At 72.2% G+C, this 14,180-nt stretch carries 18 protein-coding genes; 8 read left to right on the forward strand and 10 right to left on the reverse strand.

All coding sequences use genetic code 11. From position 1 onward, the window contains the following. The first annotated feature begins 41 nt into the window (after nt 1-41). On the forward strand, nt 42-1,697 hold the full coding sequence (locus R4Z62_RS00440; protein ID WP_491518790.1) for an MFS transporter: 1,656 nt from the start codon (nt 42-44) through the stop codon (nt 1,695-1,697). Here R4Z62_RS00440 and R4Z62_RS00445 read toward each other — a convergent pair. Next, nucleotides 1,620-2,288, reverse strand: coding sequence for a response regulator transcription factor (locus R4Z62_RS00445; protein ID WP_491518791.1), 669 nt, complete (start codon nt 2,286-2,288; stop codon nt 1,620-1,622). The genes R4Z62_RS00440 and R4Z62_RS00445 overlap by 78 nt on opposite strands. A 266-nt stretch (nt 2,289-2,554) precedes the next feature. Between R4Z62_RS00445 and R4Z62_RS00450 the strand changes: the two genes are divergently transcribed. After that, entirely contained in the window at nt 2,555-3,520 is a 966-nt protein-coding gene (locus R4Z62_RS00450; RefSeq protein WP_064537158.1) for an alpha/beta fold hydrolase, read from the forward strand. 88 nt (nt 3,521-3,608) lie between these two features. Here R4Z62_RS00450 and R4Z62_RS00455 read toward each other — a convergent pair whose 3' ends face one another. The 3 genes from R4Z62_RS00455 to R4Z62_RS00465 form a co-directional block, all read right to left on the reverse strand. Further along, the gene (locus tag R4Z62_RS00455) at nt 3,609-3,977 is read right to left on the reverse strand and encodes an RICIN domain-containing protein (RefSeq protein WP_491518792.1); all 369 of its coding nucleotides are present in this window, start codon (nt 3,975-3,977) and stop codon (nt 3,609-3,611) included. Between the two features lie 42 nt (nt 3,978-4,019). Then, nucleotides 4,020-4,625, reverse strand: a complete 606-nt coding sequence (locus tag R4Z62_RS00460; protein ID WP_491518793.1) for a class I SAM-dependent methyltransferase — start codon at nt 4,623-4,625, stop codon at nt 4,020-4,022. A 107-nt stretch (nt 4,626-4,732) separates the two neighbouring features. Further along, complete coding sequence (locus R4Z62_RS00465; protein ID WP_026252243.1) at nt 4,733-4,903, reverse strand: hypothetical protein; 171 nt, start codon at nt 4,901-4,903, stop codon at nt 4,733-4,735. A gap of 136 nt (nt 4,904-5,039) precedes the next feature. Here R4Z62_RS00465 and R4Z62_RS00470 point away from each other — a divergent pair, with 136 nt between their 5' ends. Then, nucleotides 5,040-5,213: a CsbD family protein gene (locus R4Z62_RS00470; protein WP_064530864.1), complete on the forward strand. Its 174-nt coding sequence runs from the start codon at nt 5,040-5,042 to the stop codon at nt 5,211-5,213. 105 nt (nt 5,214-5,318) lie between these two features. Here the strand turns inward: R4Z62_RS00470 and R4Z62_RS00475 are convergent, their stop codons facing one another. Continuing rightward, complete coding sequence (locus R4Z62_RS00475) at nt 5,319-5,690, reverse strand: VOC family protein (RefSeq protein ID WP_064530865.1); 372 nt, start codon at nt 5,688-5,690, stop codon at nt 5,319-5,321. A 78-nt stretch (nt 5,691-5,768) separates the two neighbouring features. Here R4Z62_RS00475 and R4Z62_RS00480 point away from each other — a divergent pair, with 78 nt between their 5' ends. After that, entirely contained in the window at nt 5,769-6,230 is a 462-nt protein-coding gene (locus tag R4Z62_RS00480; protein WP_064530866.1) for a MarR family winged helix-turn-helix transcriptional regulator, read from the forward strand. 21 nt (nt 6,231-6,251) lie between these two features. Here R4Z62_RS00480 and R4Z62_RS00485 read toward each other — a convergent pair whose 3' ends face one another. Continuing rightward, complete coding sequence (locus R4Z62_RS00485) at nt 6,252-6,629, reverse strand: STAS domain-containing protein (RefSeq protein ID WP_382844166.1); 378 nt, start codon at nt 6,627-6,629, stop codon at nt 6,252-6,254. A gap of 138 nt (nt 6,630-6,767) precedes the next feature. Between R4Z62_RS00485 and R4Z62_RS00490 the strand changes: the two genes are divergently transcribed. Next, nucleotides 6,768-7,127: a helix-turn-helix transcriptional regulator gene (locus R4Z62_RS00490; RefSeq protein ID WP_064537159.1), complete on the forward strand. Its 360-nt coding sequence runs from the start codon at nt 6,768-6,770 to the stop codon at nt 7,125-7,127. Between the two features lie 42 nt (nt 7,128-7,169). Here the strand turns inward: R4Z62_RS00490 and R4Z62_RS00495 are convergent, their stop codons facing one another. Then, on the reverse strand, nt 7,170-7,547 hold the full coding sequence (locus R4Z62_RS00495; RefSeq protein WP_064530868.1) for a hypothetical protein: 378 nt from the start codon (nt 7,545-7,547) through the stop codon (nt 7,170-7,172). Between the two features lie 302 nt (nt 7,548-7,849). Here R4Z62_RS00495 and R4Z62_RS00500 point away from each other — a divergent pair, with 302 nt between their 5' ends. Beyond that, nucleotides 7,850-8,392: a DUF4232 domain-containing protein gene (locus R4Z62_RS00500; RefSeq protein WP_491518794.1), complete on the forward strand. Its 543-nt coding sequence runs from the start codon at nt 7,850-7,852 to the stop codon at nt 8,390-8,392. A 21-nt stretch (nt 8,393-8,413) separates the two neighbouring features. On the opposite strand, the gene R4Z62_RS00505 is transcribed toward R4Z62_RS00500, so the two are convergent. Further along, the gene (locus tag R4Z62_RS00505; protein WP_064530870.1) at nt 8,414-9,010 is read right to left on the reverse strand and encodes an HAAS signaling domain-containing protein; all 597 of its coding nucleotides are present in this window, start codon (nt 9,008-9,010) and stop codon (nt 8,414-8,416) included. Further along, nucleotides 9,007-9,390, reverse strand: coding sequence for a PadR family transcriptional regulator (locus R4Z62_RS00510; protein WP_064530871.1), 384 nt, complete (start codon nt 9,388-9,390; stop codon nt 9,007-9,009). Before R4Z62_RS00510 ends, R4Z62_RS00505 begins: the two co-directional genes overlap by 4 nt. A gap of 146 nt (nt 9,391-9,536) precedes the next feature. Here R4Z62_RS00510 and R4Z62_RS00515 point away from each other — a divergent pair, with 146 nt between their 5' ends. After that, complete coding sequence (locus R4Z62_RS00515; RefSeq protein WP_491518795.1) at nt 9,537-12,644, forward strand: NACHT domain-containing protein; 3,108 nt, start codon at nt 9,537-9,539, stop codon at nt 12,642-12,644. Here R4Z62_RS00515 and R4Z62_RS00520 read toward each other — a convergent pair. Beyond that, entirely contained in the window at nt 12,632-13,042 is a 411-nt protein-coding gene (locus R4Z62_RS00520; RefSeq protein WP_491518796.1) for a (R)-mandelonitrile lyase, read from the reverse strand. The genes R4Z62_RS00515 and R4Z62_RS00520 overlap by 13 nt on opposite strands. 197 nt (nt 13,043-13,239) lie before the next feature. Between R4Z62_RS00520 and R4Z62_RS00525 the strand changes: the two genes are divergently transcribed. After that, nucleotides 13,240-14,124, forward strand: coding sequence for a helix-turn-helix transcriptional regulator (locus R4Z62_RS00525; RefSeq protein ID WP_491518797.1), 885 nt, complete (start codon nt 13,240-13,242; stop codon nt 14,122-14,124). Nucleotides 14,125-14,180 lie beyond the last annotated feature (56 nt).

The following is a 14,180-nucleotide window of genomic DNA, read 5'->3' on the forward strand; positions in this document are numbered from 1 at the left end:
GGCCCCGTCGGGCGTCGCTGTCCCCGAGAGGACACAGGACTTTGAGCACACCGGTCCCCGCCGCGGCCGACCGCCCCTCCCTGACGCACGAGGGCACCGGCCGCGAGCCGCGCCGCACCGCGGTCCTCGTCGTCGTGCTGACCGCCGTGCTGCTGGTGTCGATGGACAACTCCATCCTCAACGTGGCGTTGAAGACCCTCGCCGAGCCCGCTCCCGTCGGTCTCGGCGCCGACCACAGCCAGCTCCAGTGGGCCGTCGACGCCTACACGCTCGCCTACGCCGGCCTCCTGCTCGTCTCCGGGCTGCTCGGCGACCGGGTCGGGCACAAGAAGCTGCTCGTCGCGGGCGTCGCCCTGTTCGGTGTCTCCTCCGCCCTGTCGGCATACGCGAGGACACCGGACCAGCTGACCGGGCTGCGCGCGGTCATGGGCGTGGCCGGGTCGCTGATCATGCCCGCGACCCTGGCCATCATCTCCGCGGTCTTCCCCGGCGAGCGGCGCACCAAAGCCCTGGGCATCTGGACCGCCGTGGTCGGCGTGGCCGTCGCCCTCGGCCCGATCATCGGCGGCGCGCTGCTCGAACGGTTCTGGTGGGGTTCGGTGTTCCTGGTCAATGTGCCGATCGTGGCCGTGGCCCTGGTCGCGATGGTCCGGTTCGTGCCGGCCGCCCGGAGGTCCGGCGCCGCCGAGGGCCGCCGTATGGATCTGCTGGGCGTCGCGCTGTCGGGTCTGGGGCTGCTCGGCGTGGTCTACGGGGTGATCCGGGCCGGCGAACTCAACGACTGGACGGGCCGCGACGCGGGGCTGCCGCTCGCCGCGGGGGTGGTGCTGCTCGCCGCCTTCGTCCTGTGGGAGCGGCGCGTCGCCCAACCGGCCCTGGACATGCGCTACTTCCGTGAGCGCGGCTTCGCCGCGGCGGCGACCTCGCTGGCCGTGCTCTACTTCGCGCTGGTCGGCGGCACCTTCGTGATCACCTTCTATCTGCAGAGCGTGCGCGGCTACGGGCCGCTGCTCACCGGGGTGTGCGTGCTGCCGCTCGCGGCCTCGCTGATCATCTTCGCGCCCCGGGTGCCGAGGCTCGTCGCCCGGTTCGGTGTGCGCGCCGTGTGCACGTTCGGTCTGGCGACCATGGCGGCCGGTCTGCTGGGGCTCGCGGCGGTCGGCCGGTCCACGCCGATCTGGCTGTTCGAGATCTGGCTGTTCGTCTTCGGCACCGGGACCGCGCACGTGCATCCGCCGTCGACCGCGACGGTGGTCTCCACGTTGCCGGCCGGCGAGTCGGGCGCGGCCTCCGCGGTGAACAACACCTTCCGGCAGGTCGGCGGCTCGCTCGGGGCCGCCGTCCTGGGCTCCGTGCTCAACGCGGCCTACCGCGCCCGGATCGACCCGGCGGTCGGCGGCCTGGGCGACGGACTGGCGGAGCGGGCGCGCGGATCCGTCGCGGCGACGCTCCAGGTCACCCAGGACCTGGCGGCGCACGGCCACGGCCCGCAGTCGTACTCCGTCGCGCAGGCGGCGTACGGCGGCTTCCTCCACGCCATGCGCACCACCTGGCTCGCCGCGTCGGTCGTCGTGCTCGTCACCACGGTCTTCGTGTTCCTGGTGATGGGTCCCGGGCCGTCAGGCGGGGCCGGTCAGGCGGTAGCCGATCCCGCGGACGGCCTGGATCAGGTCCGGGGGACCGAGCCGCCGGCGTAGCCGGACGATCAGCGCGTCGACCGTGTGAGGCTCCGCCCGGTGCTGTCCGTCGGCGCAGCACTGTGCCAGGCGGTCGCGGGTGACCAGCGCGCCGCCGGCCAGCACGAGGGCGCGGAGGACCGCGGCCTCCGGACCGGTCAGGGACAGCGGCGCCCCCGCACGGGTGAACCCGCCGTCGTCCGGGCGCTGTTCCAGGTCGCCGAAGCGGGGCGGGTACGCCCGCCCGGGTACGACGGGCGCGCGGTACAGGGCGCGTGTGCGGGCGGCCAGTTCGGCGCCGGTGAAGGGCTTGACGAGCCAGTCGTCCGCGCCCTGCTCGACGAGCGCCGCCCGTTCGGCGCGTGTGTCGAGCGGGGTGAGCATCAGGACCGGGCGGGTCCAGCCGGCCCGGCGGTGGGCGGCGACCAGGCGGAGGACGTCCCCGTCGGGCTGCTCCCGGTCACCCACCAGGCCGTGGCAGACGGTGCCGCCCAGCATCCGGTCGGCGGTGGCGAGGTCGGCGGCCACGTCGGCGTCGAAGCCGAGCCCGAGCAGCACCGCGGACATCATCGCGGCGAGGTCTGCGTCGTGCTGCACGACGAGTATGCGCATGGCATCCGACTCTAAGGACCTGCCCGGCCGATCACGGCGAAGACGCGGGGTGTGGCACGCACATCCGCCGCGTTGTCGTCGGTTGCCGACGCTCCGCGTCGACGCCCTCCTCCGCCTTGCGGCCGCACGCACCACACCCCGCTCACCCGTGCCCACAAGGCACTGTCGCCTCCCTCCACCATGATCGGCCGGACAGGTCCCAGGCCCTGCCCCCGGCCATGCCGAAGACCCCGCCCACGGTGTGCGGCGGCGCGTACGCTCGGCTCATGATCGAGCATCGCGTGGTCCATGTGAACGGGATCCGGCTCCACATCGCCGAGGAGGGCGAAGGCCCCCTGGTCGTGCTGCTGCACGGCTTCCCCGAGTCCTGGCGCTCCTGGCGCCACCAGTTCGGTCCCCTGGTCGAGGCGGGGTACCGCGTGGTCGCCCCGGACCAGCGGGGCTACGGCAGCAGCGACCATCCCGCCGACGTCGCGGCGTACAGCATCCTGCACCTGGTCGGTGACGTCGTCGGGCTGATCCGGGAGCTGGGCGCGGAGAAGGCGTACGTCGTCGGGCACGACTGGGGGGCACCGGTCGCCTGGCACACCGCGCTGCTGCGCCCGGACCTGGTCCTCGGGGTGGCCGGACTGAGCGTGCCGCCGCCGTTCCGGGGCAGGCAGCCGCCGCTGGTCGCCATGGAGAAGGCGTTCGGCGGGCGCTTCTACTGGAACTACTTCAACCGCCCCGGTGTCGCCGACGCCGAGTTCGGGCGGGACACGCGCACCGCGCTGCGGAAGTTCGTCTACTGGGCGTCCGGCGATGTCCCCGGCGAGATCAAGCAGCCGCTCGTCGATCCCGAACGGGGCTGGCTCGCGGCCATGCCCGACCCGGAGACGCTGCCCGAGTGGTTCACGGAGAGCGACCTCGACGCGCTCACCGAGAGCTTCTCCGAGGGCTTCACCGGGGCGCTCGACTGGTACCGCAACCTCGACCGCAACTGGGAGCTGACCGCTCCTTGGGCGGGCGCCGTGGTGACCTCGCCCGCCCTGTACGTCTACGGGGACCGGGACCCCGTCGCCGCCTTCCCCGGCACCCCCGAACTCATCCGGACGCTGCCCGACCGGATGCCCGGCCTGCTGCGCCCGCCCCTGGAGCTGACGGGCTGCGGGCACTGGACCCAGCAGGAACGGCCGGCCGAGGTGAGCGCGGCCCTCGTCGACTTCTTCCGCTCCTGTCCGCGGGGCGCGTGACGGGGCCCCGTGCCGGTGTGCCGGTGTGCCGCCGGGGGGCTGCTCCCTCCCGACGGCCCCCCGGCGGGACGCGCGTCGGCACGGGGCATCAACTCGGGAGCGTCCGCTGCTGGTCGGCGCTCGCGTAGCAGGTCCGGATCTGGAGCCGGGTGCCGTCGGCGGAGCTGGGGCCGGAGGCGTCGAGGCACTTGCCGGAGGCGGGATTGGCCAGTTCGCCGTCGGAGCGGTGCTGCCGGACCTGGGCTCCTGAGCCGTTGCAGGCGTACAGCTGCACCTTGGTGCCGTCGGCAATTCCCGCCGCGGTCACGTCCACGCACTTGCCGCCGTAGCCGGTGATCCGGCCCGAGCACCGCCGACGGCACTCAGCTGCGGATCTGAACCTGCGCGGGGACCGCCGACCAGCAGTGGACGCTCGGCGGCACCGTCGTCCACGCGTCGCCCGGTGCCCTCCGCGCACCCCCGGTCGCGGAGGGCCCGCGGGAAGGGCGCTGCCCGCTCCTCACCGCCGGTGGACGCTGACGGCGTAGCCACCGCCGTCGTACGGTTCCGCGTCCCAGGTGGCGAAGCGGTCGACGAGGGTGAGGCCGGCCGCGGCGCAGTGGCCGTCGTAGTCCGGCAGCGTGATACCGGGCGGCACGGGCAGATGAGCCTCGTCCAGGCCGAAGCCCGCGACCAGCAGACCGCCCGGACCGAGGGCCGCGGTCAGGCGCCGGACCACCGCGGCCTCGGTGTCCGCGGCCAGCAGCGGAAGGACATTGCCCGCGGCGACGACCAGGTCGAAGTCTCCCGCGATGCCGAGACCGGCCGGGTCGAACCCCGCCAGATCGGCCTGGAACCAGGGCAGCCCCGGGGCCTCGCGTCGCGCGACCGCCAGCATCGACGCGTCGAGATCCACGCCGACGCAGTCGTAGCCGAGTTCGGCGAGCCGGATCATGACCCGTCCGGTGCCGCACCCGGCGTCCAGCACGCGCGCTCCCGGCGGCACGAGCGCGGCGCACAACCGGGCCTCGCCGTGCACGTCCTGGCCCGCGCGGGCCAGGGCCGCGAACCGTGCGGCGTAGTCCTGTCCGGACTTCTCCCCGGTCACATCCCTCCAGCGGCTCATGGGGGCAACTATAGGCCGGGCCCACGGCCCGCTCCCCCTCATGCCCGCAGGGCCCGGCCGTCCTGCGGCCGGGCCCTGCGAAGAGCGGGGGCATCTGCGGTGTCAGATCACCATCGGTACCAGCGGCCGCGGCCGCCGCCCGCGTTGGTGGAGCGCATGAGGAATCCGAGCAGCCACACGACCAGGACGACGAGAGCCACCCACCACAGGACCTTGAGGGCGAAACCCGCGCCGAAAAGGACGAGGGCGAGAAGCAGGACCAGCAAAAGGGGAACCATAGTTATCAACCTCCTGGACTGCCGTGTGCCCTGCATCCCGTCGCGCATTCCTCGGAAAACCTTTGTTTGTGGTGGGGAAGCAGGGGCACGAGGGGGTCATCGCAACACCGGACGACTCTTCGAGGAGGTGCCTGTCATGACCGCGGGCGAGAAGGCCAAGGCGAAGACCGAGCAGGCCGGGGGCGCGGCCAAGGAGGCCGTGGGCAAGGCGCTCGGCAATGAGCGGATGACCGCCGAGGGAAAGGCCGAGAAGAGCCTGGGTGATGCCCGTGAGGCCAAGGAGAAGACCAAGGACGTCTTCAAGGACTGAGATCCCTTTTCCTTCTTTCCTTCGCCCGACCCTCGGAAAGGGGCCTCCCGTCCAGGGAAGGCCCCTTTCCGCTGTGTCCGAGGCCGCTCTGCGAGGTGTTCCGGGTCAGCCGCCGTGCACGGTGAGCCGATATCCCTCGGGGCCGGTGAAGGAGAACATCGGGCCGAACGGACTGTCCTGCAAGGGGCTGACGTCCTCCGTGCCCGCCCGCACCAGTTGTTCGCGTACCGCGCTCGCGTCCGAGGCGCGCAGCCACAGCGCCACGCCCAGGCCGGGGCGGGCACCGCCGTCCAGGTCGACGCCCGGAAGCGGCTCGCGCACCGCGAACGCGACCGGGCTGGTGGTGAACACCACCGCGCCGGGCGGAGAGGCGGGCGCGCGGCGCAGTCCGAGGCGCTCCTCGAAGAAGGCGGCCGCGGCGGGCACGTCCTTCACCTGGAGAGCGATGAAATCGGGGCCTTCGACGGTGGCGGACATGGTTCCTCCGGAAGTGAATGTCAGGACTTTGACATAAGAGACCGTAGGTGCCCGCTCCGGGTATGTCAAAATACTGACATGGATGACCGCTCAGCCGTGCCCCCGCCTCACCCGGCCCAGGACGTGACGGAGCATGTGGGGTACCGCCTCAAACGTGCCGCGGCCGCGCTGCGCGGCGCCATGGACAGGGCCCTGCGCGAGCACGGCCTCACCGTCCCGCAGTACTCCTGCCTCGAACTCCTCGATCAGCGGCCCGGCCTGTCCAACGCCGACCTCGCACGCGGCACCTTCGTCACCCGGCAGTCGGCCAACGTCGTCCTGCGCGGCCTCAGAGAGGCCGGCCTCATCACCCGGGCGGCCACCACCGACCACGGCCGCGCCCTGCCCGTCCACCTCACTCCGGCCGGACAGCAGCGCCTGCACGCCGCCCGCGGCGCCGTGTACGCCGTCGAGAAACGCATGATCAGACACATACCCGAAGACCGCCTCACGGCGCTGCTCGCCGACCTCGACGCGATGACGGGCGCGCTCGACGAGTGAGCGCCCGCCCCGCCGCCGGACCTACGCGCCGACGGCTTCCTCCACGGTCGCCCGCGTGTCCAGCACCGCGTCGGCCCCCGTGATCTCCAGGAGCCGCCGGAGCTGGGGCGGCGGTGCGGCCAGCCGCAGGGCGACGGAGCGGCGGGTGCGGAGCATCAGGTTGAGCAGGGACGAGTCGGCGAACCTCACGCCGGAGGCGTCCAGGACCACTCGGGAGCACTCCCCGGCCGCGGCGGCGAGCGCCTCCTCCAGGGGTACGATCGAGTGCTGGTCATAGGCACCGTGCATGACGACGACCCGGACCCCGCGCAGCTCGTACTGCATCACCGCGGCTCCCGCCGAAGCGCGCGAGCCGGTCCGCTCCGGCACCCCCTCGCCCCGCCCGGCAGCACTCGTCATGTCGGACATCGGGGCCTCTTCCCAAGGCACTCTCGGGCTCCTCACTGTCGCCTCCCTCCACAGGAGCCGGTCAGCCATTGCACGAAAAGTATGTCACGTATCCGCGTTCCGGAAACGACGTGCTCTAAAATGCTGGGCATGGTCGCCGTACCCGAATCCCACACCGGCTGGACGTTCATCACCAACCACGCGCGTGTGCTGGCGGCCATCGCCGACAACCCGAACGTCCGGATCCGCGACATCGCCGCCCACTGCCGGCTGACGGAGCGCGCCGTCCAGCGGATCATCTCCGATCTGGAGGAGGCCGGTTACCTCTCCCGCACCCGCGACGGCCGCACGAACACCTACCGCATCGAGCCGGACAAGGTGCTGCGCCACCCGGCTGAGGCCGGCCTCTCCGTGGCCTCCCTGCTCTCCCTCCTGGTGCGCGACGAGACCGAGCGCGGCGCCCAGCCGTCGGCCCGGTCCCCGCGCATGGCGCGCAGCAACGGCTCCTAGGGCGAGGCACGTTCGGGAGAAGGACAGCGGCAGAAGGACGGCTCAGGAGGCGACCGGCGCGATCTCCCCCGCGAAGACGATGACCTGGTCGATGAGGCTCCGCCGCAGATGGACGACATCCGTTCCCGCCAGACGGGGGCCTCCGTCGGGCGTGGTGAAGACCCACTGGTACCGGGCCCATTCGTCAGGCATGTCCACCGCCGAGCAGCGCACCATCGTGCCGGCCCCGGCCGGGTGGCGTCGGATGTCCAGCACGAACCGCTCGACCGCCTCGATTCCTTCACTGCGGCCCAACGGCCCCCAGAAGACCACGTCCGAGGTCAGGGCCTGGGAGAGCAGGGCCGTCACATAGCTGTCGTCCGAGGCGTTGAACGCGGAGATGAACGTGTCGATCGCGGAGCGTGCGGTCTCTTCCTGCATGCCTCAGTAATACCAGCCGGGCCGGCCGGCGGCGAAGCTTGAGGGCGGGGGGGCGTCGACCGCGGCCTCATGGGTCCGTGTCAGGCGCCGCGATCCGTCCGGTCGCCTCCGTCAGGGGCACCCGCAACTCCCATGGGAACACCAGTGCTTGACAGAGGAGCAAGCGTTCCCATCGGGTCCGGAGATCACACGAAAGGTTCTTCCTGGCACCGAACCTCCTCCGGGTGCCGCGCATCTTCAGGTGCACAGGCGCGCACCGACCTCGCGCGCCGGTCCGTCCTGCGAGGGGAACGCGAAACTCCATGAAGAGCACACTGACCACCGTGGCCCTTGCGGCCGTCGTCGCCGCCGGTACCGCCGCAGCCGCCGTCCCGGCCTCGGCCGCCCCCGCCGCGGCCCGGCCGACCCGCTGCCACACCGCCGATCTCAAGGCCGGCTTCGCCACCGGGGAGGACGCGACGCCGGAGATGAAGCAGACCAAGAAGCAGACGCAGGCGCACATCTGGTTCACGAACCGGAGCAAGCGCACCTGCACCCTGTCCGGCTTCGCCGGCGTCGACATGGTCGGAGCACAGAAGACCGACGGCACCTGGTCGCTGGTGCGGTCCTCCGCGAAGCCCGTGAAGATGACCCTGGAGCGGGGCGACACGGTGGACTTCAGCATCACCCTGCTCCCGGTGGCCGCGTCCACGCCGCGGAAGGAGAAGTTCGTCCCGGCGACGTTCCTGGTCACGCCGCCGGACGAGACGCGGCACTTCACGCTGAAGTGGCCGTTCGGCGGCCAGATCCTCAAGCAGGACGGCGCCACCCACCCGGCCACCTACCTCAACCCGGTCGGGCTGTAGCAACACCGCTGTAGCGACACCTCAGGGCCGGCGGACCCGCCAGAGCCATGCCGCGGCGCCGGTCAGCAGGGCGAGCATCGCCAGGTTGGCCGCCAGGGCCGGGGCACCGCCCGACGGGCCGCCGCTCGACAGGTTCCAGGTGGCGATGACGGCCGTCGGCAGGACGGCGGTGACCAGGACACCGGTGGACTTCTGGACGGCGGTCCAGTGCACCGAGGTGCACAGGAGCACCGCGCCGGTGATGCGGAACAGGACACCGAACAGCGGGCCGGGCAGGCTGGGGAAGACCATCACGAAGGGCAGCGACAGGGTGAGCATCGCGAGCGGGACGAGGGGGTGCACCTTGCCCCGCCGCGCGGGCGTCGGGGCACCGCCCGCGGCCTGCGCCCCGGTGGTCCGCTCCCCCGCCTCGGCCAGTGCCGTCGCCGCGATCGCACGGGGGTCACCCAGCTCCGCCAGGACCGTGCCGACGGCGACACCGGGGCGCTCGGCGCGTGTGACCTCGATGTGTTCGGCGAGGTCGGCGAGGAGTTCCTGGCGGCGGTCGGCGGGCAGCGCGCCGGCCTCGCGCTCGACGGCGGCGAGGTAGTCGCGTACGGGGTCGGCGGTGGTCTTCATGCGAGGTCTCCGGTGGGGTGGTGCGGGTGGTGCGAAGTGGCCAGGAAGGTGTCGACGGCGTCGCGGAAGCCCGGCCAGACATGGGTGAACTCGTCGAGCGCGGCCCGCCCGCTGTCGGTGAGCGCGTAGTAGCGGCGGGGCGGCCCCGACGCGGACTCCTGCCAGGTGGTGGTGACCAGGTCGTCGCGGCGCAGCCGGGAGAGCAGGGGGTAGACGGTGCCCTGGCTGGTGGCGAGGGCGCCGGAGTCCTCCAGGGCGTGCAGGAGCTCCACGCCGTAGCGGGGACGGTCCCGCATCAGGGCGAGTACGCAGTACTCCAGGACCCCCTTGCGCAGCTGGGCGGCCGCCCGAGCCTGCTTGGTCGAATCACCTGGTTCCATGCGATGCAAGATACCTGGTCGGACAAGTGCCGGGGAAGGGGGGCCCCGCACACCCGGCCGGTGCGGATTCCGGTGTACCGGGGACAGGTGTCCCCGGCCGCCCCTAGGCTCGGTCCGTACGCACTGCGCACGGGGGTGGGTGGCGGATGGAGCCCGCGGTACTCGGAGGCAAACTGGTCTCCGGCCTGGTCGGCTCACTGATCAGGAAACTGTTCGTGGCGGACGGTCCGGGTGCCGGCCTGGTCGACAGACCTGTGCGGCTCAAGGACCTGGTCTCCTTCCGCGGCGAGAAGCGCGCGCTGGGCGAGAAGGACGTGCACAAGCTCGCGGAGCACCTGGTCCAGCAGGCGATCGACTCACCCGGCGAACGCCCGTTCCGCAGCCGCGAGCGGGTCGCCGTGGCGGACGCGCTGGCCCGGCGGCTGCTCGCCCTCGGTGACCTGGACATGGACGATGTCCAGGCCGTACGGCTCGGCCACCGCGAACTGGCGCGCAGACTGCGCCAACAGGGCCATCAGGGCCATCAAGGGTCTTCACCGGACGGGCTGTCGGCCGACGCCCAGGTCTTCCTCGACTCCGCGACGGAATGGGCCTGTCTACAGATCCTGGAGTTCTTCACCCGCCGTTCCACCTTCGTGGCGCGCACCCTGGTGGAGCAGACCCGGTCTCAGGCCGATCTCATCGCCAAGGTCGACGAACTGCTGGCCCGCGCCCCGCGCCCCGACGCCCGCGACACCACGTTCGAGCGCGCCTACCTGGACCACCTCGCCACCAAGCACGGCAAGCTCACGATCTACGGCATCGATCTCAGCAACTCGCCGGACCGCTGGCCGCTCGACGCCGCCTACCTCAGCCTGAACGTGATCGGGCACGCGGAGGAACGCGACCGCGACCTCGGGCCGGTGCCTCCCTCCCGCGTCCCCCTCCCCGCCGACCAGGCGCTGAGCAGCCATGAGCGAGTGCTGCTGCGCGGAGTCGCGGGCTCGGGCAAGACCACGCTGATCCAGTGGCTCGCGGTGTCCGCGGCGACCGGCCCCACGGACGACATGGCCTACCTCACCGGCCGGATCCCCTTCGTGCTCCCGCTGCGCACCCTCACCCGGCACGGCGAACGCCTCCCCTCCCCCGCGCGCTTCCTCGCCTCGGTCGGCTGCCCGCTGTCCGGCACCCAGCCGGAGGGCTGGGAGCACCGCGTCCTGTCCGGCGGGCGCGGCCTCGTCCTGGTGGACGGTCTAGACGAGGTCCCGGAGTCCGAACGCGAGCGCGCCCGGACCTGGCTGCGCGACCTGGTGGAGGCGTATCCCGGCAACCGCTGGCTCGTCACCTCGCGTCCCCCGGCCGTGCGCGAGGACTGGCTCGGCGCCGACGGGTTCACCGAACTCGGCCTGTCCTCGATGAGCCCGTCGGACGTGGCCTCCTTCATCCGGCGCTGGCACCGGGCGGCCATCACCGGCGCACCCGACGACGACGCCCTTCTCACCTCCTACGAGGCCCAGTTGCGCGACGCGGTCCGCACCAAGCCCGACCTGGGCCGCCTCGCCACCAACCCGCTGATGTGCGGCCTCATCTGCGCCCTGCACCGCGATCGGCGCGGCTACCTCCCGCACGGCCGCAAGGAGTTGTACGACTCCGCACTCTCCATGCTGCTGGTGCGCCGCGACCGTGAACGGGACATGACGACACCCGAGTTGAGCGAGGAGCCGCAGTTGCAGCTCCTCCAGCGGCTCGCCCACTGGCTCATCCGCAACGGCCGTACGGAGCTGGACCGGAGCCGGGCGGAGCACATCATCGCGCAGGGGCTCCCGGCGGTCCCGGCCGCCCAGGTGCTCGGGGACGCGGGCGCCGTGCTGCGCCACTTCCTGGTCCGCACCGGACTGCTGCTCTCCCCCGCGCCGGAGACGGTCCACTTCGTGCACCGCACGTTCCAGGACCACCTGGGGGCACGGGCGGCCGTGGAGGCCGGTGACTTCGGCCTGCTGGCCGAGCACGCGGCCGACGACCAGTGGTCGGACGTGATCCGGATGGCGGTGGCGCAGGCCCGGCCACGTGAACGGGCCGAGCTGCTGGACCTGTTGACGGCCTCCTCGGACAAGCGGGTGCTCCTGCTGGCCCTCGCGTGCCTGGAACACGCCACGGAGCTGGACCCTGCGGTGCGGCGCCGGGTCGAGGAGGTGACGGCCACCCTGCTGCCGCCCCGCACGGAATCCGACGTCAAGGAACTGGCCGAGGCCGGGCCGCTGGTCCTGGAGCTGCTGCCGGGTCCGCAGGGGCTGTCGGACGAGGAGGCCGAGGCGGTGACCGCGACGGCCGCGCTGATCGGGACGGATGCGGCGGTGCCGGTGCTGGCGCGGTTCCGGGGGCATGCCGCCGTGCGGGTCCGGGTCAATCTGATGCGGGCGTGGGGATTCTTCGACGCGGAGATGTACGCCGACGAGGTGCTGGCCCATGTGGACAGCAGTGACTTCTTCGTCTTCGCCGATTCGGCCGCCCAAGTGAGGGCTCTGCCACGCCTCGGTGATCGGCTCCGTATCGGCGTGGCAGGCGACCACACCCTCGCGGACATCCGGCGTGCTCTGCCCGAGCGGGTGGAGCACATCGGCCTCTACCAGAACACGGTGCTGCGCGATCTGCGTCCGCTGCCCTCCTTGTCCTCGGCCCGCGACCTGAACCTGTCGTACTGCCCGGCGGTGGAAGACCTCTCGCCACTGGCGGAGATGGGCTTGACGTCCCTCTACGTGAGGGAGATCGGCGGGGTGAAGGGGCTGGGCCGCCTCCGCACACTCCGTAGCGCCACCATCGCGACACACCTGCCGCACGGGTTGGCCGCCCTGCCGCAGGACGCCCCGTTCACCCGGCTGGCTCTGGAGGGCGAGGCCCTCAGCGAGCACGGGCTACGCGGTCTGAGCGCATGGCCCGAGCTGACCAGCCTCGAGGTACATGACGTCATCGGCGGCCTCACCCCGGGGGACTGGGCCGAGGCCGCCAGGCTGCCGCGCCTCACCGGGCTGTGCATCAGGACGGAACACCTCTCCGGGCTCGCGCACGCCCCGCGACTGCCCACGGTCGAAGCCGTACAGGTCCTGAACGTCCGGCACGACACCGACCTCACCCCGCTGTCCCGCTGCTGCCCGCAGGTACGCACGGTTCACCTCTATCCGGAGCACAACTCCGAGGATCTGCTTCCAGCTCCCCACCAAGCCCTCTTCCCCGGCGCCAAGGTCACGATTCAGCCATCCCGTCCCTACTTCTTCTGACGCTCCCCGCCGTACTGCTCCTCCGTCACAGCCTCGGCCCACCGGGTCTCCGGGGTGTCGTCACCCGTGCCTTCCCACAGGGCGATGTGCTCCATGAAGCGGTCGGGGGCGGCGCCGTGCCAGTGCTCCTCGCCGGGCGGGCAGGCGACGGTCCGGCCGGGGTGGGCTTCCAGGACGGTGCCGTCCTGGGTGCCGATCAGGGCGATGCCGGAGACAACGTAGAGGGTCTGGCCCACGGCGTGCGCGTGCCAGTGGGTCCGGGCGCCGGGGGCGAAGCGGACGAGGTTGGCCCGCATCCGGGAGGGTTCCCGGCCGGCGACGATGACGTCCCACCACACGTCTCCGGTGAACCAGTCCGCGGGTGCCTTGCTGGTGGGCTGGGGATCGATGAGTTCCATTGGGTGCTTCCTGTCGGGTCGGACGGGTCGGCTTCGTGGTACGGCCACAGGTCCGAGCGGAACTCGCCGCTCGGACCGGTGGGCGCCGGGTGCCGTCCCTTCCAGGAAACCGCTGCTCCGGGCGGGAAGCGAGTCACCGGTGAAGGGTGTACCGGCAGTACATCGCTCAGGGGGCCCGCGGGACGTACCGTCGAGGCATGGACAACCGTGATGAGGTCCGCGACTTCCTGACCTCGCGGCGCGCCAGGATCAGCCCCGGGCAGGCCGGCCTGCCCGAAGGACCCCGGCGCCGGGTGCCGGGCCTGCGCCGCAGTGAGGTCGCGGCCCTGGCCGACATGAGCGTCGAGTACTACGCCAAGCTCGAACGCGGCAGCCTCGCCGGGGTCTCCCCTGCCGTCCTGGAGTCCGTGGCCCGCGTGCTGCGGCTGGACGACGCCGAGCGCGCCCATCTGCTGAACCTCGCCCAGGCGGCGGACGGCACCGACGTCCTGGCCCGCCCGCGCCGTCGGCGCACCGGGGACCGGTGGAAGATCCACCGCAGCCTCCAGTGGACGCTGGACGCCGTCACGGCGGGACCGGCCTTCGTACGCAACGGCCGCCTGGACGTCCTGGCGACGAACCAGCTCGCCCGCGCCTTCCACCGCGACCTCTACGCCACCCCCGGCAACCAGGCCAACCTCGCCCGGTTCCAGTTCTTCGACCCGGCCTCCCGCCGCTTCTACCCCGACTGGGACATGTTCGCCGCGGTGACCGTGGCCATCCTGCGCACCGAGGCGGGCCGCAACCCCCACGACCGGGACCTGCACGACCTCATCGGTGAACTGGCCACCCGCAGCGAGGAGTTCCGTACCCGGTGGGGCGCTCACGACGTCCGCCACCACGGCACCGGGACCAAGCACTTCCACCATGACATCGTCGGTCAGGTCACGCTCGCCTACGAGGGCCTCGAACTGGCCGCCGAGCCCGGCCTGACCATGACCGTCTACGCCGCCGAGCCCGGCTCGGCGTCCGAGGAGGCCCTGCGTCTGCTCGCCTCCTGGGCCGCCACCCACGAGAGCCCGGCACCGGACGTGCGGGCCTGAGAGGACGGGTGGTGTTGAATGCGGGCCGGTGGTGCCGACCGGCGCCACTCTGCTTC

Source organism: Streptomyces sp. PL-25 (assembly GCF_058344915.1).

What these genes read in the sequence shown, in the direction of transcription:
- R4Z62_RS00485 (WP_382844166.1), bottom strand. Translation starts at nt 6,629, where the DNA reads ATGACGAGTGCTGCCGGGCGGGGCGAGGGGGTGCCGGAGCGGACCGGC.
- R4Z62_RS00480 (WP_064530866.1), top strand. Translation starts at nt 5,769, where the DNA reads ATGGATGACCGCTCAGCCGTGCCCCCGCCTCACCCGGCCCAGGACGTG.
- R4Z62_RS00500 (WP_491518794.1), top strand. Translation starts at nt 7,850, where the DNA reads ATGAAGAGCACACTGACCACCGTGGCCCTTGCGGCCGTCGTCGCCGCC.
- R4Z62_RS00520 (WP_491518796.1), bottom strand. Translation starts at nt 13,042, where the DNA reads ATGGAACTCATCGATCCCCAGCCCACCAGCAAGGCACCCGCGGACTGG.
- R4Z62_RS00525 (WP_491518797.1), top strand. Translation starts at nt 13,240, where the DNA reads ATGGACAACCGTGATGAGGTCCGCGACTTCCTGACCTCGCGGCGCGCC.
- R4Z62_RS00450 (WP_064537158.1), top strand. Translation starts at nt 2,555, where the DNA reads ATGATCGAGCATCGCGTGGTCCATGTGAACGGGATCCGGCTCCACATC.
- R4Z62_RS00460 (WP_491518793.1), bottom strand. Translation starts at nt 4,625, where the DNA reads ATGAGCCGCTGGAGGGATGTGACCGGGGAGAAGTCCGGACAGGACTAC.
- R4Z62_RS00495 (WP_064530868.1), bottom strand. Translation starts at nt 7,547, where the DNA reads ATGCAGGAAGAGACCGCACGCTCCGCGATCGACACGTTCATCTCCGCG.
- R4Z62_RS00445 (WP_491518791.1), bottom strand. Translation starts at nt 2,288, where the DNA reads ATGCGCATACTCGTCGTGCAGCACGACGCAGACCTCGCCGCGATGATG.
- R4Z62_RS00505 (WP_064530870.1), bottom strand. Translation starts at nt 9,010, where the DNA reads ATGAAGACCACCGCCGACCCCGTACGCGACTACCTCGCCGCCGTCGAG.
- R4Z62_RS00510 (WP_064530871.1), bottom strand. Translation starts at nt 9,390, where the DNA reads ATGGAACCAGGTGATTCGACCAAGCAGGCTCGGGCGGCCGCCCAGCTG.
- R4Z62_RS00490 (WP_064537159.1), top strand. Translation starts at nt 6,768, where the DNA reads ATGGTCGCCGTACCCGAATCCCACACCGGCTGGACGTTCATCACCAAC.
- R4Z62_RS00465 (WP_026252243.1), bottom strand. Translation starts at nt 4,903, where the DNA reads ATGGTTCCCCTTTTGCTGGTCCTGCTTCTCGCCCTCGTCCTTTTCGGC.
- R4Z62_RS00475 (WP_064530865.1), bottom strand. Translation starts at nt 5,690, where the DNA reads ATGTCCGCCACCGTCGAAGGCCCCGATTTCATCGCTCTCCAGGTGAAG.
- R4Z62_RS00515 (WP_491518795.1), top strand. Translation starts at nt 9,537, where the DNA reads ATGGAGCCCGCGGTACTCGGAGGCAAACTGGTCTCCGGCCTGGTCGGC.
- R4Z62_RS00470 (WP_064530864.1), top strand. Translation starts at nt 5,040, where the DNA reads ATGACCGCGGGCGAGAAGGCCAAGGCGAAGACCGAGCAGGCCGGGGGC.